This is a genomic window from Pseudomonas sp. NFIX10 (assembly GCF_900111955.1).
Lineage (GTDB): Bacteria > Pseudomonadota > Gammaproteobacteria > Pseudomonadales > Pseudomonadaceae > Aquipseudomonas > Aquipseudomonas fluorescens_AA.
In genome coordinates this window covers 38,525-61,588 of record NZ_FOKH01000010.1, presented here as the reverse complement: position 1 = coordinate 61,588, position 23,064 = coordinate 38,525, and the positions used below count along the sequence as shown (strand labels likewise).

Below are 23,064 nucleotides of genomic sequence, written 5' to 3'. Positions count from 1 at the left end.
AACTGAATTACACCCACGGCCCCGATTGAACCAATACCCGTGGCGAGGGCGCTTGCTCCCGCTGGACTGCGAAGCAGCCCCAACCATTCTTACAGCCAAACGGCGTCATCTGTTTTACAGGATCAGGCTGGAATCAATCCTGCTTCCCGGTAGCTCAAAATCAGATCATCGAACAGGCCGACATCCGCCCGAGTCCGCGCGATTAACTGAGCACCCGCGATAGCGGTGTAGATGGCGCGGGCTCGGCGTTCACATTCTTCTGCGCTACCTGTTCCCGCATCTGCCAGCACCTGGGCAAGCCACGCCACGTTAACGTCCGCAAAAGCCCTGACCTCTCGCGACACTTCATCGGGAAGGTCTTCGTATTCGGCTGCCATGAAGCTGGACAGACAAAGCCTGTTACCGTCCTCGAGCGACTTTCGAAAAATGGAGGGGTACAGCCGCACGCACGCCTTCGGATCGGTATTGGCGGCGCGTATTTCTTCAAGCATGCGCAACGCGTCCTGCCAGTAGCGTTCAGCAACCGCCGCCGCCAGGCCTGCCTTGCTCGGAAAGTGGTAGTAAATGCTGGCGTTCTTGATGCCCACCTGATCGGCGATGCTACGGAAATTGATACCGCTGTAACCGTGCAGTTGGGCAGCGGCTTTCGCTGCCGCCAAGATAGCTTCTCGAGCATTTTCGTTCACGTTGCAGCCTCGTTTCGAGATTCGACTCACTCAGGTAACCGCGATTCTACGCGCAGATTGGTTTGCCTGCCAATTGTCAGGTAGGGGGTTGACAGCGCCAAATCGGTGGCTCAGTCTTTGCCTACCAATTGACAGGCAGGTTATCGAATCATGACTTCTTCACCACAGCGCGTTGATGTTTCCACTGTTCCTACGATGAAAATCTACGATTGGTTCAACGGCCCCTACCCCGCCCGAGTGCGCATTGCGCTGGCGGAAAAAGGATTGCTGTCGAACATCGAATTCGTAGCGGTGAATCTCTGGGCCGGTGAGCACAAGAAACCCGAGTTCCTGGCCATCAATTACTCCGGGACACTGCCCGTGCTGGAGCTGGACGATGGAACGCGGATCGCGGAGTGCACGGCGATCACCCAGTACCTGGATAGCCTGGACGGTCATCCGACGCTGACGGGGGAAACGCCTGTTGAGAAAGGCATCATCCATATGATGACCAAACGTGCCGAGATCGAGTTTCTCGACGCCGTCAGCGTGTACTTCCACCATGCCACGCCGGGCCTCGGCCCCGATGTCGAGCTGTACCAGAATGCCGAGTGGGGCGCCCGGATGCGCGATAAGGCGATCAGGGGCATGCGCTATTTCGACAATCTTCTCAAAGACCGGCCCTTTGTGGCGGGCGACAAGTTTTCGATGGCCGACATTGCGGTACTGGGCGGCATGATCTTCGCCTCGCTGGTGCAACTCCCCGTGCCTGAAGAGTGCGTGGCGCTTCGAGCATGGCACGCCAGGATGCAGGAGCGCTCCAGCGTCCAGGCATGGAGTGCCATGGTCGAGCGTGGCGCTGCGTAGCACGGATAGTGACTAGCCAGCGCCCGTCATGAAAAAGGGACAAGGGCTAATGCCAGTCAGTTAAGGATCAAACGACACAAAACCTGTGGGAGCAAAGCTTGCTCGCGATGGCGGCAGACCCGTCGACGCGCTGTCGACTGGCTCACCCCAATCGCGAGCAAGCTTTGCTCCCACGGATTTGGGCTTGGCATTAGGGCAAGCCCGACGTGCTCATTGCTTACGGGTTACTCGACTTGCGACAGCTTGGCATCGTCGCAACCGGCAGCACGGCACTCGCGCTCGACGGCTTTGAGTATGACGATACGCGCCTCGGTCTTCTCATTGGCACAATCCAGGTAGAGCAGGCCATCGTTGGAACAGGCGCTGTCACGATTTTTGATCCACTGGATTTGAGCGGCTTTCACTTTTTTCTTTTGATCCGGGTTCAGAGCACTCATGGTCTTCTTGTATTGATCATTGATTTCCTGATCCGACTGAACCATTTTCAGCGACGCGCAATAGGTTCTGTCATAGGCGTTTCTAGGGTTATCGCAACTCATCGCAGATGCCGATGCTGATGCCATTGCCAGCAATGCCCCAACCAACAAAGACTTGAACACTTACTTCTCTCCCTGAATGCCCTTGATTAGAGGTCGCGGCGGGGAATTTATCATGGGGGTTGTTGAACAATGAAGCACAACTGCAACGCTTCGGTCGCCGCGCAATCGGCGACTGTCTTTTGTTACAACTTTGACTTTCTTGACCACAGATCGAAGTCGCTGCTGCACGCCGCGACGATGTAGTTCCCACACCAAGAGAAACCGAACGCTCTCACGTGGTCCCTGTAGATCACCGTGCAATCCGCTTGATGGCCCTCAAACAGAGCATTTTTGAAGGGTTTGCTCAGAATAAGACTGTTTTCAGGCCAATCCGGGGAAACCAACTCCAGCCCTTCTCCGGCGACGTTGCAAGTTGGCAAGCCACCACCCTGAATGCCACACAACGGTATGACTTCATCGGCGATCACGCCAATACCCTGGCAATGCAACCCGAGCTCGCTCAAGCCCGCATATTCTTCATAATCGCGCTCAATTTTTTCCCCTGTGTCACAGTGCACAACACTCCGACCCGAGCTTGAGACGACCAGCAAGTAGGGACCTTTTTGCGAAAACCCTACCGATAGCAGCCCACCGACGGCTATCGAAGTAATATGAGTCCAACCCTCGGGGTTCTCATCGACAGGGATCTGGTCGATGAGTCGTATCAAGCGCTTTCGATTGTCTTCGCGTAATGAATTCATGAGTGCATTCGGGTACAAAAGGGGCAAGTTTACTCTGCCCTTCGCCCGCTCTTTTTCGGACCGAAAGACAAGCAGCTACCAGGCATCGAGTAAGGGACCGGTCAAACATTCGTGGCGAGGGAGCTTGCTCCCGCTGGGCTTTCCTTAATGCCGCATACCTCCGAGCAAAAAAAAAACGGGCCTGCATTCCCACGCAGCCCCGTTTTTTCACCACCCGATCAGCTCAAAACGCCGGCAAAACCGCCCCTTTGTACTTCTCAAGAATAAAAGCCTTCACTTCCGGCGTATGCAACGCCGCAACCAGCTTCTTCATCGCCTCACTGTCCTTGTCATCCTCACGAGCCACCAGGATGTTCACATACGGCGAGTCGCTACCTTCAATCACCAGCGCATCCTTGGATGGATCAAGCTTCGCCTCCAACGCATAGTTGGTATTGATCAACGCCAGATCCACCTGGGTCAGCACCCGCGGAATGGTCGCGGCTTCCAGCTCACGGAATTTCAAATCCTTCGGATTCTCGGTGATGTCCTTGGTGGTCGACAGGATGTTGTTCGAATCCTTCAACTTGATCACCCCAGCCTTCGCCAGCAGCAACAACGCACGGCCGCCGTTGGTAGCGTCGTTCGGGATCACCACGTTGGCGCCGCCTGGGAGTTCGTCGAGCTTCTTGTACTTGCTGGAGTACGCGCCCAGGGGTTCCAGGTGCACACCGGCCACGCTCACTAGATGCGTGCCCTTGGCCTTGTTGAATTCATCCAGGTACGGCTGGTGCTGGAAGAAGTTGGCGTCCAGGCGTTTTTCCGCGACCTGTACGTTCGGCTGGATGTAGTCGGTGAAGACTTTGACCTTCAGGTCGACGCCTTCTTTGGCCAGGGCCGGTTTGACGAATTCGAGGATTTCCGCGTGGGGCACCGGCGTTGCGGCGACGGTCAGGGTGTCGGCGGCGTGGGCGGAAAACGCTGCGGCGGCAGCGAAGGCAACCAGTAGTTTTTTCATTCAGCTAACTCCTTGTGAGGCGCCTGCTCTCGGCGCCTGCCAGCGAATGGCCGGCTCATGGTTTATTGGCCGCGAGGCCTTATTTTCTAGAAAAATGCACAACCAGTTTGTCGCCCACGGTTTGCAGCACCTGGACCAGCACCAGCAGCAACACCACCGTGACCACCATGACGTCGGTCTGGAAACGCTGGTAGCCGAAGCGGATCGCCAGGTCGCCCAAGCCACCGGCGCCGACCACACCGGCCATGGCCGTGTAGGACACCAGCGTAATCGCTGTCACCGTAATCGCTGCAAAAATGCCTGGACGGGCTTCTGGCAGCAAGGCGTTGACGATGATCTGCCGCGTGGTGGCGCCCATGGCCTGAGTCGCTTCGATGATGCCGCGGTCGACTTCGCGCAGGGCCGTTTCCACCAGGCGGGCGAAGAACGGTGTCGCGCCGACCACCAGCGGTGGGATCGCGCCAGCCACGCCCAGGGAGGTGCCGGTGATCAATACCGTGAACGGGATCATCACGATCAACAGGATGATGAACGGCAGCGAACGCAGGATGTTCACGATCAGCGACAGCAGCGCATACACACCGCGGGCCTCGAGCAACTGGCGCGGGCTGCAGAGGAACAGCAACACGCCCAGGGGCAAGCCGAGCAGCACGGTGAACAGCAGCGAACCGAACAACATCAGGAAGGTGTCGCCGGTGGCCAGCCAGATTTCCAGCCAGTCGATGTTGGAGAAGAACGAACTCAACAGTTCCATTAGCGCAGCACCTCCATATGGACATCGGCCGCGGTGAAGCGGGCGAACGCCGCCTCCATGTCACCGCCGGTGATGGCGAGGGTCAGTTGCCCGTAGGGGGTGTCTTTGATGCGGTCGATGCGACCGGCCAGGATGCTGTAGTCCACACCGGTTTCCCGGGCGACGGTGCCGAGCAATGGCGCGTAGGTCGCATCGCCCTGGAATGTCAGACGCACGATGCGCCCGGGCACGTGGGCGAAGTCGTCGCGCTGTTCGCTTTCGTCGATCTGCTCGTCTTCCTGGACAAAACGCTTGGTGGTCGGGTGCTTGGGGTGCAGGAACACCTCGGCCACCGGGCCTTGCTCGACGATCACGCCGGCGTCCATCACCGCCACTTGATCGCAAACGCGGCGGATCACGTCCATTTCATGGGTGATCAGCACGATGGTCAGCTTCAGCTCGCGGTTGATTTCCGCCAGCAGTTGCAGGACCGAGGCGGTGGTCTGCGGGTCGAGGGCGCTGGTGGCCTCGTCGCACAGCAGGATCTTGGGTTTGGTCGCCAGGGCGCGGGCGATGCCGACGCGCTGCTTCTGGCCGCCGGACAGTTGCGCCGGGTATTTGCGGGCGTGGTCGGACAGCCCTACCCGCGCCAGCAGCTCGGCGACGCGTTGGTCGATTTCGCTGCGGGACAATTCGCCCGCCAGCGTCAGCGGCAGCGCCACGTTGTCGGCCACGGTCTTGGACGCCAGCAGGTTGAAGTGCTGGAAGATCATCCCGACCTGTTGACGGAAACGCCGCAGGCCGCTGGCGTCCAGGGCGGTGACTTCTTCGCCGTCGACGATGATCTTGCCACCAGTGGAATCTTCCAGGCGATTGATCAGGCGCAGCAGGGTACTTTTTCCCGCACCGGAATGGCCAATCAGGCCGAAGACCTGACCGTTCTCAATCGTCAGACTGGTCGGATGCAGGGCGGGGATATCCCTACCGGCGACCCGGTAGGTTTTATGGACGTCTTGAAACTCGATCACGTAGCGAACCTTGTGGGGCGCGTTGGAAAAGGATCAGCGGTTAGCCGGGCGCGCATTTTAGCCTGTCCGTATAGAGGTTCTTAGCATTTATTTGCGATCGGACCAGTCATTTGGCAATAACGCGATCAAAGGCCATAAAAAAGGAACACGGCCAAACGGCATCGGTCACTCATTAAGCCACTCGAAAATGCCCGGGTACGGAACCTGCGGTATCGAACTCAAGAGTCCTGGCCTCCGGGATCGCAAAGAGGAGTTATGCCTGATGAGTACCAAAAAACCCACGGCCAACAAGAGCCAACTGGCCGGGACCGACACCCTGGATCGCGGCAACACCAACGCCAAGCTCGAAAGCCTGGAACAGTTCCGTTCCGACGCCACCGAACAGGCGTTGCGCACCAACCAGGGCGTGAAGATCGCCGATAACCAGAACACCCTGCGCGTCGGCCCCCGTGGGCCCTCGCTGCTGGAAGACTTCATCATGCGTGAAAAAATCACGCACTTTGACCATGAGCGTATCCCGGAACGCATCGTGCACGCCCGCGGGACCGGCGCCCATGGCTACTTCCAGAGCTATGAAGCGCATTCGGCGCTGACCAAGGCCGGTTTCCTACAGGACCCGAGCAAGAAAACCCCGGTGTTCGTGCGCTTTTCCACCGTGCAAGGTCCGCGCGGTTCCGGCGACACCGTGCGGGACGTGCGCGGCTTCGCGGTGAAGTTCTTCACCGACGAAGGCAACTTCGACTTGGTGGGCAACAACATGCCGGTGTTTTTCATTCAGGACGCGGTGAAGTTTCCGGACTTTGTCCACGCGGTAAAACCCGAGCCCCATAACGAAATTCCTACAGGCGGCTCGGCCCACGATACGTTCTGGGATTTTGTCTCGCTAGTGCCGGAATCGGCTCATATGGTGATCTGGGCGATGTCTGACCGGGCCATTCCAAAAAGCCTACGCACCATGCAGGGTTTTGGGGTGCATACCTTCCGCATGATCAACGCCGAAGGCAAAAGCAGCTTCGTCAAATTCCACTGGCGCCCTACAGCCGGGACGTGTTCATTGGTGTGGGACGAAGCCCAGAAGTTGGCGGGTAAAGATACCGATTACCACCGTCGCGATCTCTGGGAGTCGATCGAGATGGGCGACTACCCGGAATGGGAGTTCGGCGTGCAGATCGTTGCCGAGGAAGACGAGCATAAGTTCGACTTCGACCTGCTCGACCCGACCAAGATAATCCCTGAAGAGCTGGTGCCCATTACTCCCCTGGGCAAGATGGTGCTCAACCGTAACCCGGACAACTTCTTCGCCGAAGTCGAGCAGGTTGCGTTCTGCCCCGGGCATATCGTGCCGGGCATCGACTTTTCCAACGACCCATTGCTGCAAGGTCGGCTGTTTTCCTACACCGATACGCAGATCAGCCGACTCGGTGGGCCGAATTTTCATGAGCTGCCGATCAATCGTGCCATCACGCCAGTGCACAACGGTCAACGGGATGCGATGCACCGCACCACCATCGACAAGGGGCGCGCGTCCTACGAGCCGAACTCCATCGATGGCGGCTGGCCGAAGGAAACCCCGCCCGGCCCGGAAGATGGCGGCTTCGAAAGTTATCCAGAGCGTATCGATGCCTACAAGATCCGCCAACGCAGCGATTCGTTCGCCGACCATTTCTCCCAGGCGCGGTTGTTCTACAAGAGCATGAGCCCCCACGAAAAAGAGCACATCATTGCTGCCTACAGCTTTGAGTTGGGCAAGGTGGAGCGGGAGTTCATCCGAGCGCGGCAGGTCAATGAGATTCTCGCCAACATCGACTTGGAACTGGCTGGGCGGGTAGCGAAAAACCTCGGCTTGCCAGCTCCGACCGCGGGTACTGTCGATGTTCCGACGCCATCGTTGGAGGAGTCCCCGGCCTTGAGCCAGGCGAACCTGCTGTCCGGCGACATCAAGACGCGCAAAGTGGCGGTGTTGGTGGCCAACGGTGTCGATGGGGCGATCATCGATGCCCTCAAGCAGGCCCTGGAGGCCGAAGGCGCCCACGCCAAAGTGCTGGGGCCGACCTCGGCACCGGTCACCACGGCCGATGGGCAGGAACTGGCGGTGGATGCGTCCATGGAAGGGTTGCCGTCGATTGCCTTCGACGCGGTGTTCGTACCGGGTGGCGCGGAATCGATCAAGGCCTTGAGCGGCGATGGTGTGGCGTTGCATTACCTGCTGGAAGCCTACAAGCACCTGAAGGCCATCGCGCTGAATGGCGAAGCCCGGCAACTGCTGGTGTTGTTGAAGCTGGAGGCGGATGCGGGGCTGATTCCTGACGCGGATGCTGGCAAGTTCCAGGCGTTCTTCGATGCGATTGCCCAGCATCGGGTGTGGGCGCGGGAACCTAAAGCGAAGGCGATTCCGGCTTGATGGGTGTCTGAAAGCGGCTGGTTGCTGGTAGGACGCTATCGCGAGCAAGCTCGCTCCCACCGGGTGATTGATACCTCACCCTGTGGGAGCGAGCTTGCTCGCGATGCTTTTAAGGCTTACGCGGTGTCAGCACGACTTGCGCCGGCACACTGCGCACAATCTGCTTCTGCAGTTTCAGATCAAACCCGGGATCAAGTTTCTTGACCCGCTTGGTCAGCAACGTCGCCAACCACGGATAATCATCGGTGCGCGGCGCCTGGATGCTGACGTCGCACTGGTAATTCACCACATCCGCGGCAATGGCATCCAGTTGCCGACGCATTTGCTGTATATCGGCGAGGTTGAGCGCAACCGTGGTGCTGGGGGCGCTCGGGTCGATCACTTTGGCAACCGGTTTGGCTTCGGCGGCCTTGAGGTCGGCCTCGGCTTTTTCCAGGTCGGCCTTGCGGGCTTCGGCAATGGCGCTGTTGACCTCGCCGGTAAGGGCCGGGGCCTTGGGCATTAACGCCCGGGCACGGCTCAGGGCGGTGGCTGCGGCGTTTACGTCGCCTTTTTGCAAGTCGATCTGGCTGCGGCGCAAATACGCCTCGGCCAATTGCCGCTGGTAGGGTTCCAGCGGCCGGTCTTCGGGCGACTGGGCTTGCAAGGCGGCCAACTGGTCTTCAGCGGTGGCCAGCTCATTGCTGGCCAGGCTTTGCTCGAGCTGCGCGATGGCCGGGCCCCGCGTATCGGGAGCCTGGGTGACCGGCGGTGTACTCTGGCAAGCGCCCAGCAGCAGGGAAAATGCGACAAGGAGCAGATAACGGGAGGCGAACGGCTTCATTCCTGCGACTCTCTATTTGCGCAAAAAGCGAGCAAGTCTACACCCCTCGACGAGGCAGGACAAAACTCAGCAGAAACAACGCAGCGGCGCTGACCACGATCGACGGGCCGGCCGGGGTGTCCTTGAACCAGGAAAGTGCCAAGCCGCCGCACACCGCGAGCATGCCCAGCAGGCTCGTGCCGAGCGCCATCTGCTCGGGCGAGCGGGCGTGCCGCTGTGCCGCAGCCGCCGGGATGATCAGCAATGACGTAATCAGCAACACACCGACGATTTTCATCGCCACGGCGATGACCACCGCAATCAGCAGCATCAGCGTCAGTCGCAAACCCAGCACAGGCAAGCCTTCGACCCGGGCCAGCTCTTCGTGCACGGTGACGGCCAGCAATGGCCGCCAGAGCGCCACCAGCAACAGCAGCACTGCCGCGCTACCGCCCAGGATCCACGACAGGTCCGTCGGACTGATCGCCAGCAGGTCGCCGAACAGGTAGGCCATCAGGTCGATGCGCACATCATGCATGAAGCTCAGCACCACCAGCCCGAGGGACAAGGTGCTCGGCGCGAGAATGCCCAACAACGTGTCGGACGCCAGCGGCTGGCGATGTTGCAGGGTCACCAGGACCACCGCCAGCAACAGGCAACCGACGGTCACCGCTACCGCCGGGCTGACATCCAGCAGGAACCCCAAGGCCACGCCGAGCAATGCGGCGTGGGACAAGGTGTCGCCGAAATAGGCCATGCGCCGCCAGACCACGAACGAACCCAGGGGGCCGGCGACCAGGGCGAGTGCCAGGCCTGCGAGCAGGGCGTACAACAGAAAATCAGCCATGCTTGCAGCCATCTCCATGAACATGATTGGAAGCGGAAGGGGCGCTGACCACCGAGCCATGCAGGTCATGGGCGTGGTCATGGTGGTGGTGATAAATCGCCAGGCTTTGTGCGTTTTTTCCGAACAGCTCGACAAAGGCCGGATCGCCGCTGACCTGCTCGGGATGCCCGGAACAGCAGACGTGGCGGTTGAGGCAGACCACCTGGTCGGTGGTGCTCATCACCAGGTGCAGGTCGTGGGACACCATCAGCACGCCGCAGCCATGGCGGTCGCGCAGGCGCGTGATCAGGCTGTACAGCTCGGCCTGCCCCGCCACATCGACTCCTTGCACCGGCTCGTCGAGCACCAACAATTCAGGCTCGCGCAGCAGGGCGCGGGCCAGCAGCACGCGTTGCATCTCGCCCCCGGAAACACTTTGCACCGGGCTGTCGATCACCTGTTCGGCGCCGACTTCGTTGAGCGCGGCCAAGGCCCGTGCGCGGTCCACGCCAGGCACTAGGCGCAGGAAGCGCAGCACGGACAGCGGCAGCGTCGGATCGACGTGAAGTTTTTGCGGCATGTAGCCGACGCGCAACCTGGGCTTGCGCCAGACGCTGCCGCTGTCGGGCTTGAGCAAACCCAACACGGCGCGCACCAGGGTGGTCTTGCCGGCGCCGTTGGGGCCGATCAGGGTGACGATCTGCCCCGGCTCGACGCTCAGGTGAATGTTGTCCAGCACGTTCTGCCCGGCGAACGTCACGGCCACCTGCTCGAGGCGGATCAACGCATTGCTCATCAGGCCCCCTGGCAGCCGGAGCAGAGACCGACCACCTCGACGGTCTGGGTGTCGACCACGAAGCCGACGTCCTTGGCGCTGGCGATGATGGCATCGCTGATGGACTTCTGTTCCAGCTCGATGGCGGCGTGGCATTCGCGGCAGATCAGGAACTGGCCCTGGTGGGCGTGCTCCGGATGGTTGCAGCCGACGAAGGCGTTCAGCGACGAAATGCGATGCACCAAGCCGTTTTCCAAGAGGAAATCCAGCGCCCGATAGACCGTCGGCGGCGCGGCACGGCGGCCGTCCTGCTCGCTGAGCACGGCGAGGATGTCGTAGGCGCCCAGCGGCTTGTGGCTTTGCCAGACCAATTCCAGCACGCGCCGCCGCAGGGCGGTCAGGCGCAACCCTTGGCGCGCGCAGATGGCGTCGGCCTCGGACAGCGCGGTATGCACGCAGTGGGAGTGATCGTGGGGACGACTGGCAAGGGGCGTAATAGGCATGGGCAGCGACGAGTTTAGTGAGAGACGTTATTATGTTACCCGTTCGCCTCTTCGAGTGGTCATCGTGTCCCGATTTTTTTCGCTCTTTGTCGCTTTTATCGCAAGTTTTCTACTGATTGGCCCGGCCCAGGCCGAGGTCAAGGTCCTCACCAGCATCAAGCCGTTGCAGTTGATTGCCGCCGCCGTGCAGGACGGCGTGGCCGTCCCGGAAGTGTTGCTGCCGCCAGGGGCTTCGCCGCATCACTATGCGTTGCGGCCATCGGACGTGCGCAAGGTGCAGGCGGTGGACTTGCTGTACTGGATTGGGCCGGACATGGAAGGTTTCCTGCCGCGCGTGTTGAACGGTCGTACGCTGCCGTCGGTCGCGGTGCAGGCGCTGCCGGGGCTCAAGTTGCGTCACTTCGCCCAGGACAGCGCGTCCCACGAGGACGATGATCATGACGGCGATGAGCACGATCACGACCACCGCCCCGGCTCCGTGGATGCCCACCTGTGGCTATCGTCGCACAATGCGCGGGTGATCGCCGCGAAAATGGCGGCTGACCTGAGCGCCGCGGATCCGGCGAATGCGGCCCGCTACCAGAGCAATCTCACGGGTTTCAACCAGCGTCTCGACGCCTTGGACGCGCGCCTCAAGACGCGTCTGGCCGGGGTCGCGGGCAAACCGTATTTCGTGTTCCACGAAGCGTTCGACTATTTCGAAGACAATTACGGCCTCAAGCACGCCGGGGTGTTCGCCGTGGCCGCCGAAGTCCAGCCCGGCGCCCAGCACGTGGCGGCGATGCGCACGCGCTTGCAAGCGGTGGGCAAGACCTGCGTCTTCAGCGAGCCGCCGTTGCGCCCGCGCCTGGCCGAAACCCTGGTGGCCGGGTTGCCGGTGAAACTGGCGGAGCTGGATGCACTGGGCGGCTATACCCCGGCGACGGCGCAGGGGTATGAGCAGTTGTTGGAGAAGTTGGGGAATGATCTGGCGGGATGCCTGGAGTCGCTGTGACCCCGGCACGTCTCTCCTGCCGAACATGGATCCTGTGGCGAGGGAGCTTGCTCCCGCTGGGGTGCGGAGCAGCCCCAAGATCTTGCGGTCGCTGCGCAACCGAGCGGGAGCAAGCTCCCTCGCCACAAAAGCATTTAGCTTCGCGCTTGCCTGCTGTTACAGGGCGAACGGCAACAACGCGTGAACCGTCTGCCGCTGCGCCAGGCGCTGCTGGAACTCCATCGGATCGTGAATCAACACATCCTGCCCGGCGAACGACTCGGCGGCGATCAATCGCGACAGCCAGAACCGCACGCACGCCACGCGGAGCATGGTTGGCCATAGCTGGGCCTCGGCGGCGGTGAATGGCCGCAGCGCCGCATAGGCACCCAGTAAAGCTCGCGCCCGCGGGCCATCGAGCACACCGTTGTCATCCGAGCACCAGTCATTCAAGGCGATGGCGACGTCATACAGCATCGGCCCGGAGCAGGCGTTGTAGAAGTCGATCAAGCCGGTCAGGTGCGTGCCTTCGAACATCGCATTGTCGCGGAACAGATCGGCATGGATGTTGGCGCGCGGCAGCGCCAGGATGCCAACCTTCTGCTGCGCGATTTCATCCAGCGCCGTTTCGAGCAGCCGACGCGGCTCAGCGTCGAGGTGCGAGAGCAGCTTGGCGCCCTCCTCCTGCATCCAGTCCAGGCCGCGATCGGTCTTGCGCTTGATCATGTTGTCCCGGGTCGCCAAGTGCAGATGCGCCAGCAACTCCCCGACCTGGGCGCAGTGCTGGGCGTTGGCCTGCTTGATGTGCTTGCCCGCCAGGCGCGGTTGCAACAGCGCCGGCTTGCCCGCCAGCTCCCGCAGCGCCACGCCGTCGGTGGTGCGCAAGGCGTAAGGCACCGGCAGGTCGGCGTCATGCAGCACGTCCAGCAGTTCGATGAAGAACGGCATTTCCTGCACCGGACCGCGCTCGACCAGGGTCAGGACGAACTCGCCCTGCTCCAGGCTGATGAAGAAATTGGTGTTTTCGCTGCCGGCGGCGATCCCCTGGAAATCAAGCAGGCGGCCAAGCCCATAAGGGGCGAGAAAGGTTTCCAGCTCGGGCCGAGCCAGGGGCGTGAACACAGACATGGTTAAAACTGCCAGTACGGGCGCCCTTCAGCGGGCGCCGGTTGAAGTGCAGAGCGGTATTACCACTCAAAGATTTTCCAGGACGGAATCAGCATATCCGGCTGGTCCGAACGGATGAAGTTTGCATCGCTGCCGTCGGCGCGCACCAGGAAATAAGGCTTGCCGTTCTTGGGCGTGACCTTGATCGCGTACAGAAATCCGTTTTGCCGATACTCCTGAATGGTTTTATCGCCTTCGGTGCGGATGGTGACATCCGGGTCCGCCGAGGGGGCGTCGTCCGCTGCCATGACGGCCAACGGGGTGATTGCAAACAAGCCAGCCAGTAACAGGCGATTTAGTGTACGCATGATAACCTTGTCCCTTTGTCGTCAACGGTCCCGCTATTCTAGCCCCGGACCCGCCGAAAAGGTTGATCCTGCTCATGAGCCAAGCCCCCCTCGTCCTGGTGGACGGTTCTTCTTATCTGTACCGCGCCTTCCACGCGCTGCCACCGCTGACCACGTCCAAAGGCCTGCCGACCGGTGCGGTCAAAGGCGTGTTGAACATGCTCAAGAGCCTGCGCAAGCAGTATCCGGACAGTCCGTTCGCCGTGGTGTTCGACGCCAAGGGTGGGACATTTCGCGATGCGCTGTACGCCGAATACAAGGCCAACCGCCCGAGCATGCCCGACGACATGCGCGTGCAGATCGAGCCGCTGCATGCCAGCGTCAAGGCCCTGGGCTTCCCGCTGCTGTGTGTGGACAACGTCGAAGCCGATGATGTGATCGGCACCCTGGCCCGCAGCAGCGCCGCGGCCGACCGTCCGGTGGTGATCTCCACCGGCGACAAGGACATGGCGCAGCTGGTCGACGGGCACATTACCTTGGTCAATACCATGACCGGTAGCGCCCTGGATGTGGCTGGCGTGAAGGAGAAGTTTGGCGTCGCTCCAGAGCAGATCATCGATTACCTGGCGCTGATGGGCGATTCGTCCGACAACATCCCGGGCGTTCCGGGCATCGGACCGAAGACCGCTTCCGGCCTGTTGGTGGGCGTCAATGGCGGCCTGACCGAGCTGTACGCTCAACTGGACATCGTTGCCACCTTGCCGATCCGTGGCGCCAAGACCCTGGCCGCCAAGCTCGAAGAGCACAAGGAAATGGCGTTTCTTTCCTACGAGCTGGCGACCATCAAGACCGACGTGCCGTTGGACATCGGCCTTGACGACCTGCAAATGGGCGCACCCGATCACGAGAAGCTGGCCGAGCTGTACACGCTGCTGGAGTTCAAGAGCTGGTTCGAGGAAAACCAGCGGGACGCCAAGCGTGTCGGCCAGGAGATCGTCGAAGTGGCCGAAGAACAGCCCGGCGCCGCCGAGGCCAAGTACGACCTCATCCTCGATCAGGCGCAGTTCGAGGCGTGGCTGGCGAAACTGGAGAAGGCGCCGCTGTTCGCTTTTGTCACCGAAACCAACGGCGGTGATGCCCAGCATTCGCAACTGGTCGGCCTGTCGTTCGCCGTGGCCCCTTTCGAGGCGGCCTACATCCCGCTGACCCACTCCTACATGGGCGTGCCGGAGCAACTGGACCGCGACACGGTGCTCACGGCGCTCAAACCGCTGTTGGAAAACCCGAACAAGCTCAAGATCGGCCAGCACGCCAAGTTCGAAACCAACATCCTGGCCAACTGCGCCATCGGTGGCGACCAGAACAATGGCATCCTGGTCCAGGGCATCGCCTTCGACACCATGCTCGAATCCTACGTGCTGGACTCCACCGCGACCCGCCACGACATGGACAGTCTGGCGCTCAAGTACCTGGGTCAGAGCAAGACCGATTTCCAGGACATCGCTGGCAAAGGGGCCAAGCAACTGACCTTCGACCAGATCTCCCTGGAACTGGCCGGCCCTTACGCCGCCGAAGACGCCGACGTGACCTTCCGCCTGCACCAGGCCTTGCAGGAAAAGCTGGCCGCCACGCCAAGCCTGGGCCCGGTGCTCAACGACATCGAAATGCCGCTGATGCCGGTCCTGGCCCGCATCGAGCGCCAGGGGGCATTGGTCGATGCCAACCTGCTGGGCGTGCAAAGTGTCGAGCTGGGCGAAAAACTGGTGGCACTGGAGCGTGAGGCGTTTGCTATCGCCGGCGAGGAATTCAACCTGGGTTCGCCGAAGCAATTGGGCGTGATCCTGTACGAAAAGCTTGGCTTGCCGGTGCTCAGCAAAACCGCCAAGGGACAGGCGTCCACCGCCGAAGCGGTGCTCGCCGAGCTGGCGGAGCAGGATTACCCGCTGCCCAAGGTGCTGATGCAGTACCGCTCCCTGAGCAAGCTCAAGAGCACCTACACCGATCGCCTGCCGGAACAGATCAACAGCCGCACCGGCCGCGTCCACACCAATTACCAGCAGGCCGTCGCCGCGACCGGGCGCCTGTCGTCCATCGATCCGAACCTGCAGAACATTCCGATTCGCACGGCCGAAGGCCGACGCATCCGCCAGGCGTTCGTCGCGCCGAAAGGCTACAAGCTGCTGGCGGCGGACTATTCGCAAATCGAACTGCGGATCATGGCGCACCTGGCCAAGGACGAAGGGTTGCTCCATGCGTTCCGTAATGACCTGGACGTGCACCGGGCCACGGCCGCCGAGGTGTTCGGCGTCGACTTGGACGCGGTGACCCATGACCAGCGCCGCAGCGCCAAGGCGATCAACTTCGGTTTGATCTACGGCATGAGCGCGTTCGGCCTGGCCAAGCAGATCGGCGTCGATCGCAAGCAGTCCCAGGCCTACATCGACCGCTACTTCACTCGCTACCCAGGTGTGCTGGCGTACATGGAACGCACCCGCGCCCAGGCGGCCGAGCAAGGTTTTGTCGAAACCATTTTCGGTCGCCGGTTGTACCTGCCGGACATCAACGCGAAAAACCCGGCCCTGCGCAAAGGCGCCGAGCGCACCGCCATCAACGCGCCGATGCAGGGCACGGCGGCCGACATCATCAAGAAAGCGATGGTCGCCGTGGACCGCTGGCTGACGGCGTCCGGGCTGGATGCGAAGGTCATCCTGCAGGTCCACGACGAACTGGTGCTGGAAGTGCGTGAAGACCTGGTCGATCAGGTGCGCGAAGAAATCCGCCAGCACATGAGCACCGCCGCCACGCTGGACGTGCCGCTGTTGGTGGAAGTGGGCGTGGGCAATAACTGGGACGAGGCGCACTGATTCCCAAGCCCTGAGGTCGAGGGCTCTTTTGGCGGCGGATACCGCTGCGGGGAATGAAAGATGGTCATCGCGAGCAAGCTCGCTCCCACAATGGGTTTTGTGTCGAGCCGAATACCGAGCCCGACACCTATCCCTGTGGGAGCGAGCTTGCTCGCGATAGCATCGGCCCAGCTACCCCATGCCACATTGGCTCACTGAAAACCCAGGGATGATGTCTTTAGTTCGGAAAATTCCTACGGTTATTTCCAAAAATAATCTGAACTAAACCCGTGAATCGCCACTCAGAGATTCTGAATGGCTGGTGAAGCCCTTCAATGCTCCTATGTTGTGTTAAGTGTTGGCAGATATCTGGACCCCGCCCTAGCGGTCCGGAACTTGGACCCCGAACTTCCCCCTCCCCATAAGAAGTCCGGGGTTTTTTTTGCCTGCGATTTGGCTTATTCGGCGCCTTCGCTGCCCTTGTCCGCCAATTCCATCCAGTCGGCCAGCACCGTATAGGCTTCTTCCAGGCCCATGCGCTTGGGCGCCGAGAACAACTGGATGGTGATCGCGTCGCCCCAGCCCTTGCGAATTTCCGACTGCACTTTGAGCAAGGTATTTTTCGCCGCGCCGTAGGTGAGCTTGTCGGCCTTGGTCAGCAGGATGTGCATCGGCATGCCGCTGGCGACCGCCCAATCGAGCATCAACAGGTCGAAGTCGGTCATCGGATGGCGGATGTCCATCATCAGGATCAGGCCTTTCAAACTCTCGCGGCTGCCCAGGTACGCTTCCAGGTGGCGCTGCCAATGTTGCTTGAGCGGGATCGGTACTTTCGCGTAGCCGTAGCCGGGCAGGTCGACCAAACGTCGTTCATCGTCTAGCTTGAAGAAGTTCAAGAGCTGCGTGCGACCCGGGGTTTTCGAGGTGCGCGCCAGGCTCGCATGGGTCAAGGTGTTCAGCGCGCTGGATTTGCCGGCATTGGAACGCCCGGCAAAAGCCACTTCGAAGCCTTCGTCGTCTGGGCATTGATCGACTTTGGCGGCGCTGAGCATGAAGGTGGACTGTTGGCACAGGCCAAGGATGGGGTTCTTCAGTTGCATGGGATTTCCGATGTGGGCGGCGTCGGGAATGGACGCGGCAAGCTGTGTCGTTTCCGTTTCAGTGACGCCAGTATATAATGCCGCAGATTTTGTGTGCGCTTTGTCCCAGCGTAGGATGAGGCCCACGGGAGCGACCGACCGAAATTGCGCATTAGAACGCAGCTCGTTCCCAACCCTGAAAAGGTCGTTTTATGACGAAATGGCTGCTAGCTGCCGGTGTCTTGATGCCGCTTTACAGCGCTCAGGCTACACAGGATCCGGAAGCTGTGTACAACCGTGTTTGTGGTGCCTGTCATTCCGGCCAACTCCCCATGGCGCCCCGCAAGGGTGATCAGGAAGCTTGGACGCCGAGGTTGGCGAAAGGTATGGGGACGCTGGTGCAACACGTGACCCAGGGTTTCAAGGCGATGCCGCCGCGTGGTTTGTGCATGGACTGCAGTGCCGAGGATTACCGAGCCATCATCCAGTGGATGAGCGAGTAAACCCGGTCCATAACTCTTTAACCCTTAGCCGTAGTTGGATTAGCTGATGAACAAACTGATCGTGAGTCTGCTGTTGACCTTGGGGATATCCGGCGTAGCCCACGCCGCTGGCGATGCCGCTGCCGGTCAGGCGAAAGCGGCCGTATGCGGGGCCTGCCACGGCCCAGATGGCAATAGCATGGCGCCCAACTTTCCGAAACTGGCGGGCCAGGGCGAGCGTTACCTGAACAAGCAGCTGCACGATATCAAGTCCGGCAAGCGCACGGTGTTGGAAATGACCGGCCTGCTGACCAACCTGAGCGATCAGGACCTGGCGGACATCGCGGCCTATTTCGCCAGCCAGAAGGGCAGCGTCGGCGCCGCCGATCCAAAACTCGTGGCTCGCGGTGAAGCGCTGTTCCGCGGCGGCAACCTCGACAAAGGCTTGCCAGCCTGCACCGGTTGCCACTCCCCGGATGGCAAAGGCAACGCCGCTGCCGGTTTCCCACATCTGGGCGGCCAGCATGCCCAGTACGTCGGCAAGCAACTGACCGACTTCCGCAAAGAAGAAGGTGGCCGGACCAACGATGGCGACACCAAGCCCATGCAGAGCATCGCCAAAAAGCTGAGCGACGAAGATATCGCGGCCCTCTCCAGCTACATCCAGGGCTTGCACTAAGGCCGTTGGGGGGATACACCTCTTGCAACGTTAACGCTCGATTAATCTGTCGATGCGAGCATCAAAAGGGTGGCTTTGGCCGCCCTTTTTTGTGGCCGCTACCGTTACACTAGCGAACTTGAACTCGCCACGGTCTGTCTTAAGAAGCAGGTCTTGCGAGGCCCCCTCATTGTCCAGGAGTAAAGCATGCGTAATCTGATCATCAGCGCCGCGCTCGTCGCCGCCAGCCTGTTCGGCATGACTGCCCAAGCGGCTGAAAAGCCCGCCGCCCCCTATGTCGAATTGACCAACCCCGTTGCGGTGGCAGAGCCTGGCAAGATCGAAGTCGTGGAGTTGTTCTGGTACGGCTGCCCGCATTGCTACGCGTTCGAACCGGTCATCAACCCATGGGTCGAGAAACTGCCGTCGGACGTTAATTTCGTCCGGATCCCCGCCATGTTTGGTGGCCCATGGGACGCTCACGGCCAGATGTTCCTGACCCTCGAAGCCATGGGCGTCGAGCACCAGGTTCACGCTGCCGTTTTCAACGCGATCCAGAAAGAACACAAGAAGCTGACCGACAAAGATGACATGGCCGACTTCCTGGCGACCCAAGGCGTAGACAAGGACAAGTTCCTGGCCACCTTCGACTCCTTTGCCATCCAGGGCCAGATCAAGAAGGCCCGTGACCTGGCGAAGAAGTATGAGATCACCGGTGTACCGACCATGATCGTCAACGGTAAATATCGCTTTGACATCGGCTCCGCCGGCGGCGCCAATGAAGCGCTGCAACTGGCCGATCAACTGATCGCCAAAGAGCGAGCGGCCACCAAGGCTGCCGCCAACTAAGCGCGGCCCACGCCCATGGCCCGCTGGAGTAGCGAACGTATCGTTGGCCTGCATGAACCACGGGTCAACGAGCACCATGTCACGTCCACGGGCCTGCCTGCCGATAGCCGCCTGCGATTGCTCAGCTTCAATATCCAGGTGGGCATCAGCACCGAACGCTACCGGCATTACCTGACCCGCGGCTGGCAACATTTGCTGCCGCACACCGGGCGTGCCGGCAACTTGCAGAAAATCGGCGACCTGCTCAAGGATTTCGACCTGGTAGCCCTGCAAGAGGCCGACGGCGGGAGCCTGCGGTCAGGCTACGTCAATCAGGTGGAACACCTGGCCCAATTGGGCGCCTTCCCCTACTGGTACCAGCAACTCAATCGCAACCTCGGACGTCTCGGCCAGCACAGCAATGGCGTGTTGAGTCGTTTGCGTCCCTGGGCGATCGAGGACCATCCGCTGCCGGGCCCCAAGGGGCGCGGGGCGATTCTTGCGCGTTTCGGCGAAGGGCCGGAGGCGCTGGTCGTGGTCATGATGCACCTGGCGCTCGGGGCGCGCACCCGGACGATGCAGCTGGCGTACATTCGCGAGCTGATCGGCGGCTACAAGCACCAGATACTGATGGGTGACATGAACACCCACGCCAACGACCTGCTGCAGACCTCGCCCCTGCGCGATCTCGGTCTGCTCGCACCACAACTGGAAGCGACATTCCCCAGCTGGCGCCCCCAGCGCTGCCTGGACCATATCCTGTTGAGCCCGACCCTGACCCTCGAACGTGTCGAGGTGTTGGCCCAACCCATTTCCGATCACCTGCCGGTCGCGGTAGAAATTCGTTTGCCGGGTTCGCTCACGGTCGATGCATTCCCCGCGCTGAGTACTGCCCCTCGCGGATCCGATGAATGAGCGACGAAGCCGAACGCTGGAGAGAGAAATACTTCAAGAGTATCGAACAGCAGGAAAAGCTCGAGCGCCGTTGGGATGCTCGACTCGACTTGCTGCGTCGTGGCCTGGTGCGCAGCACACTGGCCGCCGAGGGCACTGATCGGGTCGTCGACCAATGCATGAAAGAGATGCGCGAGGTGGTGCGCACCGATGACATGGACGCCGGCCTCGCCGCCCTGCTGCCGCGCCTGGAGAAAGCCGTACTCGATTCCGAACAGCGCCGCGAAACCCGCATCGAGCAGATGAGCACCGCATTGACGGCCCTGGTGGCCCAGTTGCAAAGCCTGCCGCTGCCGAAGGAAGTCAGCCGGCCCCTGAAGAAATTTTCCAAGCAGTTGGAAGAGCGGGTCGGCCAGGCCCGGGAGATTCCGCTGCTGCTCAGCGAATTGAGCGGTTTGCAAGGCAAGGCCCTGAGGGTTCTGGACGCCCCTGTCGAACCGAGCCGCCCCGGATTGCTGCAACGGCTGTTTGGTGGCCAAGTCCATGAGGACCCGCCGCCCCAGCCTCACGAGCCTGCCCTGGCCAGCGTGGCGCCCGCGGCAGACGCGGCCCTGCCAGTAGTCGTTGAGCCAGCGGCTCACACAGCATCCGTCGCACCAGCACCGTCGGTAGCGGAGCAAGCACCCACATTGGAGGTAACGCCCGAACCGGTCGACCAGGTTGCGCCGCAGGCCGAACCCGCTCCGGCGCCCGCCCTGGCACCAGCAGCCGAAGTGGCTCAGCCGATCGACGAGCCGGACGAGGCCGCCCAGCCAGCCCCCTTGCCAGCGGTGGTTGCCGACGAGCTCTCGGTAGCGGCACCTACCCTGGAAAATCCCGACGAGCTGATGCCCGAGGAGGCGCCACAGGCCCTCTCCGACCCCTCGGCGCCTCCAACAGAAGCCGAGCCTGACGCGCCCGCGCTCGCGCCCTTGGCCGCCGCCGATGTGGCTGACGCCCAATACGCCCTACCTGACTCGCCGGAACCGTCCTACAGCTCGGTCGCCAAGCACATCGAAGACACTTTGCTGGGCCTGTTGGGCGACCTGACCTTGCCCGAGCGTCATCGGCCACAAGCCGAAGCCATGGGTGAGCGGTTGCGAAATGGCTTGAACTGGTACGAATTGCTACCGATCCTCGATGATCTGGCGGTATTGATGCTGGCCATCACCGACACTGGGCAGCATGAATTCGAAGCGTACCTGCAACGCCTCAATGATCGTCTCGAGTCCTTCCAGAGCAGCCTGCAGGCCGCCAGTGAAGACCACGCCGACCACCTCTCGGCCTCCCGGGAAATGGACACCCAGATTCGCGAACAGGTGGACGGCCTGCAAAGCAGCGTGCAACAAGCCGATGACTTGGAGGGCCTCAAGCAGGTGCTTGAGAATCACCTTGAAGGCTTGCTTGGGACAATGGACCAGCACCGCCGGCAACGTGATCAACGCGAGCAGGAAGTCTCGACGCGCCTGAAAAGCCTGTCCGATCGCGTCGCGCTGATGGAGCAGGACGCTCAGGTCGTGCGGGAAAATCTCGAGGAACAGCGGCAGAAAGCGCTGGTCGATCCGCTCACCGGGTTGCCCAATCGCGCCGCCTGGTCCGAGCGTCTGGAGCATGAAGTCGTTCAGTGGCAGCAGCACGGCAACAGCTTGCTGCTGGCCATGCTCGATCTCGATCATTTCAAGCGCATCAATGACAACTACGGCCATCTGGCCGGGGACCGGGTGTTGAAACTGATCGCTTCGGTCCTGCGCAAACGCCTGCGTGGCGGCGATTTCATTGCGCGTTTTGGTGGCGAGGAGTTTGTCCTGCTGGTGCCGGATACCCCCATGGCGGCTGGCGCCAAGCTGGCCGAGGCACTGCGCCTGGCCATCGAAGCCTGCCCGTTTCATTTCAAGGGCGAACCGGTGACGGTGACGGTCTCGGTGGGCATGACGGCTTTCAAGTCGGGGGAACACAGCGATTCGGTGCTTAAAAGAGCCGATCAGGCGCTGTACCGGGCCAAAAATGCCGGACGCAATCGCGTGGAGCTGGGCTGAGGGCTAATTGTTCCAATTTGTTTAATATCGCCCCACGCAGCGGATCATCGCGGGGCGATACGTTACACTGTTGCATTACCTCCAGCGCGTAATGCCTTCCGCTATGAAATTTTTTTCGCTCATTGTTTCTTTATTTATCCTGGCCGGCTGCACCAGCGGCCCTCGGTTCGACACCAGTCACCCCTCCGTCAACCATGACAACCGCATTCAATTCGTGGTGGTGCATTACACCTCGGCGTCCCTGGAGCGTTCGCTGGCCCTGCTGACCCATGGTGAAGTCAGTGCCCATTACCTGATTGGCGACGATAAAGACGCGACCATCTACAAGCTGGTGGATGAAAGCCGGCGCGCCTGGCACGCCGGGGAAAGTGAATGGGAAGGCCGGACCTGGCTCAATTCCAGCTCCATCGGCATCGAAATCGTCAATCCGGGGTTCGTCGACACGCCCACCGGGCGCCGCTGGTATCCCTACAGCGAAGCTCAGGTCCAGGCCTTGACCGTCTTGCTCAAGGACATCATCCAGCGCAACGGGATCAGCCCGCGCAGCATTATCGGCCACAGTGACATCGCGCCCCTGCGCAAGCTCGATCCGGGGCCGCTGTTCCCCTGGAAGCGTCTGGCGCAAGCGGGCCTGGGGGTCTGGCCGGATGAACAGGCCGTCGCACGCCAGCAGGTTTTCTTCGCAACGCAGCTACCGCCCGCCACTTGGTTCCAGGCCGAGCTGGCCCGTCTGGGCTACCCGACGCCCCAGACCGGTGAATGGGACGTAGCCACCCACCACGTGCTGGCCGCTTTTCAGATGCACTACCGGCCGACCCGCTTCGATGGCATGCCGGACCCGCAAAGCGCGGCGATTCTGCAGGTACTCAACCAGACAAAATAATGACGCCCGTCCGACGAAT

At 61.1% G+C, this 23,064-nt stretch carries 23 protein-coding genes; 10 read left to right on the top strand and 13 right to left on the bottom strand.

Features of this window, described 5'->3' with window-relative positions; all coding sequences use genetic code 11:
• Positions 1–122: 122 nt before the first annotated feature.
• Complete coding sequence (locus BM321_RS11440) at positions 123–686, bottom strand: TetR/AcrR family transcriptional regulator (protein ID WP_092442592.1); 564 nt, start codon at positions 684–686, stop codon at positions 123–125.
• A 150-nt stretch (positions 687–836) separates the two neighbouring features.
• Here BM321_RS11440 and BM321_RS11435 point away from each other — a divergent pair, with 150 nt between their 5' ends.
• The gene (locus BM321_RS11435; protein ID WP_092442591.1) at positions 837–1,532 is read left to right on the top strand and encodes a glutathione S-transferase; all 696 of its coding nucleotides are present in this window, start codon (positions 837–839) and stop codon (positions 1,530–1,532) included.
• A 224-nt stretch (positions 1,533–1,756) separates the two neighbouring features.
• Here BM321_RS11435 and BM321_RS11430 read toward each other — a convergent pair whose 3' ends face one another.
• The 5 genes from BM321_RS11430 to BM321_RS11410 form a co-directional block, all read right to left on the bottom strand.
• Positions 1,757–2,131, bottom strand: coding sequence for a lysozyme inhibitor LprI family protein (locus tag BM321_RS11430; protein ID WP_092442590.1), 375 nt, complete (start codon positions 2,129–2,131; stop codon positions 1,757–1,759).
• Between the two features lie 122 nt (positions 2,132–2,253).
• Complete coding sequence (locus BM321_RS11425; RefSeq protein WP_092442589.1) at positions 2,254–2,811, bottom strand: hypothetical protein; 558 nt, start codon at positions 2,809–2,811, stop codon at positions 2,254–2,256.
• 223 nt (positions 2,812–3,034) lie between these two features.
• Positions 3,035–3,808 carry a MetQ/NlpA family ABC transporter substrate-binding protein gene (locus BM321_RS11420; RefSeq protein ID WP_092442588.1) on the bottom strand — a complete coding sequence of 258 codons (774 nt, stop codon included), beginning with the start codon at positions 3,806–3,808 and terminating at the stop codon, positions 3,035–3,037.
• Between the two features lie 79 nt (positions 3,809–3,887).
• The gene (locus tag BM321_RS11415; RefSeq protein WP_003196204.1) at positions 3,888–4,562 is read right to left on the bottom strand and encodes a methionine ABC transporter permease; all 675 of its coding nucleotides are present in this window, start codon (positions 4,560–4,562) and stop codon (positions 3,888–3,890) included.
• Positions 4,562–5,569 (bottom strand): methionine ABC transporter ATP-binding protein, encoded by a 1,008-nt coding sequence (locus BM321_RS11410; RefSeq protein WP_063323627.1) that lies wholly within the window; start codon positions 5,567–5,569, stop codon positions 4,562–4,564. Before BM321_RS11410 ends, BM321_RS11415 begins: the two co-directional genes overlap by 1 nt.
• A gap of 262 nt (positions 5,570–5,831) precedes the next feature.
• On the opposite strand from BM321_RS11410, the gene katE reads away from it, so the two are divergent.
• Positions 5,832–7,970: a catalase HPII gene (gene katE / locus BM321_RS11405; protein WP_092442587.1), complete on the top strand. Its 2,139-nt coding sequence runs from the start codon at positions 5,832–5,834 to the stop codon at positions 7,968–7,970.
• A 109-nt stretch (positions 7,971–8,079) separates the two neighbouring features.
• Here katE and BM321_RS11400 read toward each other — a convergent pair whose 3' ends face one another.
• The 4 genes from BM321_RS11400 to zur are packed head-to-tail and all read right to left on the bottom strand — an operon-like array spanning position 8,080 to position 10,876.
• On the bottom strand, positions 8,080–8,793 hold the full coding sequence (locus BM321_RS11400) for a PA5502 family lipoprotein (protein WP_092442586.1): 714 nt from the start codon (positions 8,791–8,793) through the stop codon (positions 8,080–8,082).
• Positions 8,794–8,830: 37 nt separating this feature from the next.
• On the bottom strand, positions 8,831–9,619 hold the full coding sequence (znuB, locus tag BM321_RS11395) for a zinc ABC transporter permease subunit ZnuB (protein ID WP_092442585.1): 789 nt from the start codon (positions 9,617–9,619) through the stop codon (positions 8,831–8,833).
• Entirely contained in the window at positions 9,612–10,394 is a 783-nt protein-coding gene (znuC, locus tag BM321_RS11390; RefSeq protein ID WP_060739886.1) for a zinc ABC transporter ATP-binding protein ZnuC, read from the bottom strand. Before znuC ends, znuB begins: the two co-directional genes overlap by 8 nt.
• Positions 10,394–10,876, bottom strand: coding sequence for a zinc uptake transcriptional repressor Zur (gene zur, locus BM321_RS11385; RefSeq protein WP_092200115.1), 483 nt, complete (start codon positions 10,874–10,876; stop codon positions 10,394–10,396). The genes znuC and zur overlap by 1 nt, the downstream gene beginning before the upstream one ends.
• 64 nt (positions 10,877–10,940) lie before the next feature.
• On the opposite strand from zur, the gene BM321_RS11380 reads away from it, so the two are divergent.
• A complete protein-coding gene (locus tag BM321_RS11380) occupies positions 10,941–11,870 on the top strand; it encodes a zinc ABC transporter substrate-binding protein ZnuA (protein ID WP_092442674.1) in 930 nt (309 codons plus the stop codon).
• A gap of 156 nt (positions 11,871–12,026) precedes the next feature.
• On the opposite strand, the gene BM321_RS11375 is transcribed toward BM321_RS11380, so the two are convergent.
• Positions 12,027–12,977, bottom strand: a complete 951-nt coding sequence (locus BM321_RS11375; protein WP_092167876.1) for a homoserine kinase — start codon at positions 12,975–12,977, stop codon at positions 12,027–12,029.
• A gap of 59 nt (positions 12,978–13,036) precedes the next feature.
• Positions 13,037–13,324, bottom strand: coding sequence for a DUF2782 domain-containing protein (locus BM321_RS11370; RefSeq protein WP_025211087.1), 288 nt, complete (start codon positions 13,322–13,324; stop codon positions 13,037–13,039).
• A 74-nt stretch (positions 13,325–13,398) separates the two neighbouring features.
• Between BM321_RS11370 and polA the strand changes: the two genes are divergently transcribed.
• A complete protein-coding gene (gene polA / locus BM321_RS11365; protein WP_092442584.1) occupies positions 13,399–16,167 on the top strand; it encodes a DNA polymerase I in 2,769 nt (922 codons plus the stop codon).
• Positions 16,168–16,604: 437 nt separating this feature from the next.
• Here the strand turns inward: polA and yihA are convergent, their stop codons facing one another.
• Entirely contained in the window at positions 16,605–17,246 is a 642-nt protein-coding gene (gene yihA, locus BM321_RS11360; RefSeq protein ID WP_092442583.1) for a ribosome biogenesis GTP-binding protein YihA/YsxC, read from the bottom strand.
• A 191-nt stretch (positions 17,247–17,437) separates the two neighbouring features.
• On the opposite strand from yihA, the gene BM321_RS11355 reads away from it, so the two are divergent.
• From BM321_RS11355 to BM321_RS11330, 6 genes are all read left to right on the top strand, one after another.
• Positions 17,438–17,728, top strand: a complete 291-nt coding sequence (locus tag BM321_RS11355; protein WP_092333455.1) for a c-type cytochrome — start codon at positions 17,438–17,440, stop codon at positions 17,726–17,728.
• Between the two features lie 46 nt (positions 17,729–17,774).
• A complete protein-coding gene (locus BM321_RS11350; protein WP_092200103.1) occupies positions 17,775–18,386 on the top strand; it encodes a c-type cytochrome in 612 nt (203 codons plus the stop codon).
• 186 nt (positions 18,387–18,572) lie between these two features.
• Positions 18,573–19,214, top strand: coding sequence for a thiol:disulfide interchange protein DsbA/DsbL (locus BM321_RS11345; RefSeq protein WP_092442582.1), 642 nt, complete (start codon positions 18,573–18,575; stop codon positions 19,212–19,214).
• Positions 19,215–19,229: 15 nt separating this feature from the next.
• Positions 19,230–20,108, top strand: a complete 879-nt coding sequence (locus tag BM321_RS11340) for an endonuclease/exonuclease/phosphatase family protein (RefSeq protein ID WP_092333449.1) — start codon at positions 19,230–19,232, stop codon at positions 20,106–20,108.
• Positions 20,105–22,162, top strand: a complete 2,058-nt coding sequence (locus tag BM321_RS11335) for a GGDEF domain-containing protein (RefSeq protein ID WP_092442581.1) — start codon at positions 20,105–20,107, stop codon at positions 22,160–22,162. Before BM321_RS11340 ends, BM321_RS11335 begins: the two co-directional genes overlap by 4 nt.
• A 103-nt stretch (positions 22,163–22,265) precedes the next feature.
• Entirely contained in the window at positions 22,266–23,045 is a 780-nt protein-coding gene (locus BM321_RS11330; protein WP_092442580.1) for an N-acetylmuramoyl-L-alanine amidase, read from the top strand.
• Positions 23,046–23,064: the final 19 nt, after the last annotated feature.

What these genes read in the sequence shown, in the direction of transcription:
- BM321_RS11435 (WP_092442591.1), top strand. Translation starts at nt 837, where the DNA reads ATGACTTCTTCACCACAGCGCGTTGATGTTTCCACTGTTCCTACGATG.
- BM321_RS11425 (WP_092442589.1), bottom strand. Translation starts at nt 2,811, where the DNA reads ATGAATTCATTACGCGAAGACAATCGAAAGCGCTTGATACGACTCATC.
- BM321_RS11420 (WP_092442588.1), bottom strand. Translation starts at nt 3,808, where the DNA reads ATGAAAAAACTACTGGTTGCCTTCGCTGCCGCCGCAGCGTTTTCCGCC.
- BM321_RS11415 (WP_003196204.1), bottom strand. Translation starts at nt 4,562, where the DNA reads ATGGAACTGTTGAGTTCGTTCTTCTCCAACATCGACTGGCTGGAAATC.
- katE (WP_092442587.1), top strand. Translation starts at nt 5,832, where the DNA reads ATGAGTACCAAAAAACCCACGGCCAACAAGAGCCAACTGGCCGGGACC.
- BM321_RS11400 (WP_092442586.1), bottom strand. Translation starts at nt 8,793, where the DNA reads ATGAAGCCGTTCGCCTCCCGTTATCTGCTCCTTGTCGCATTTTCCCTG.
- znuB (WP_092442585.1), bottom strand. Translation starts at nt 9,619, where the DNA reads ATGGCTGATTTTCTGTTGTACGCCCTGCTCGCAGGCCTGGCACTCGCC.
- znuC (WP_060739886.1), bottom strand. Translation starts at nt 10,394, where the DNA reads ATGAGCAATGCGTTGATCCGCCTCGAGCAGGTGGCCGTGACGTTCGCC.
- zur (WP_092200115.1), bottom strand. Translation starts at nt 10,876, where the DNA reads ATGCCTATTACGCCCCTTGCCAGTCGTCCCCACGATCACTCCCACTGC.
- BM321_RS11375 (WP_092167876.1), bottom strand. Translation starts at nt 12,977, where the DNA reads ATGTCTGTGTTCACGCCCCTGGCTCGGCCCGAGCTGGAAACCTTTCTC.
- BM321_RS11370 (WP_025211087.1), bottom strand. Translation starts at nt 13,324, where the DNA reads ATGCGTACACTAAATCGCCTGTTACTGGCTGGCTTGTTTGCAATCACC.
- polA (WP_092442584.1), top strand. Translation starts at nt 13,399, where the DNA reads ATGAGCCAAGCCCCCCTCGTCCTGGTGGACGGTTCTTCTTATCTGTAC.
- yihA (WP_092442583.1), bottom strand. Translation starts at nt 17,246, where the DNA reads ATGCAACTGAAGAACCCCATCCTTGGCCTGTGCCAACAGTCCACCTTC.
- BM321_RS11355 (WP_092333455.1), top strand. Translation starts at nt 17,438, where the DNA reads ATGACGAAATGGCTGCTAGCTGCCGGTGTCTTGATGCCGCTTTACAGC.
- BM321_RS11350 (WP_092200103.1), top strand. Translation starts at nt 17,775, where the DNA reads ATGAACAAACTGATCGTGAGTCTGCTGTTGACCTTGGGGATATCCGGC.
- BM321_RS11345 (WP_092442582.1), top strand. Translation starts at nt 18,573, where the DNA reads ATGCGTAATCTGATCATCAGCGCCGCGCTCGTCGCCGCCAGCCTGTTC.
- BM321_RS11340 (WP_092333449.1), top strand. Translation starts at nt 19,230, where the DNA reads ATGGCCCGCTGGAGTAGCGAACGTATCGTTGGCCTGCATGAACCACGG.
- BM321_RS11335 (WP_092442581.1), top strand. Translation starts at nt 20,105, where the DNA reads ATGAGCGACGAAGCCGAACGCTGGAGAGAGAAATACTTCAAGAGTATC.
- BM321_RS11330 (WP_092442580.1), top strand. Translation starts at nt 22,266, where the DNA reads ATGAAATTTTTTTCGCTCATTGTTTCTTTATTTATCCTGGCCGGCTGC.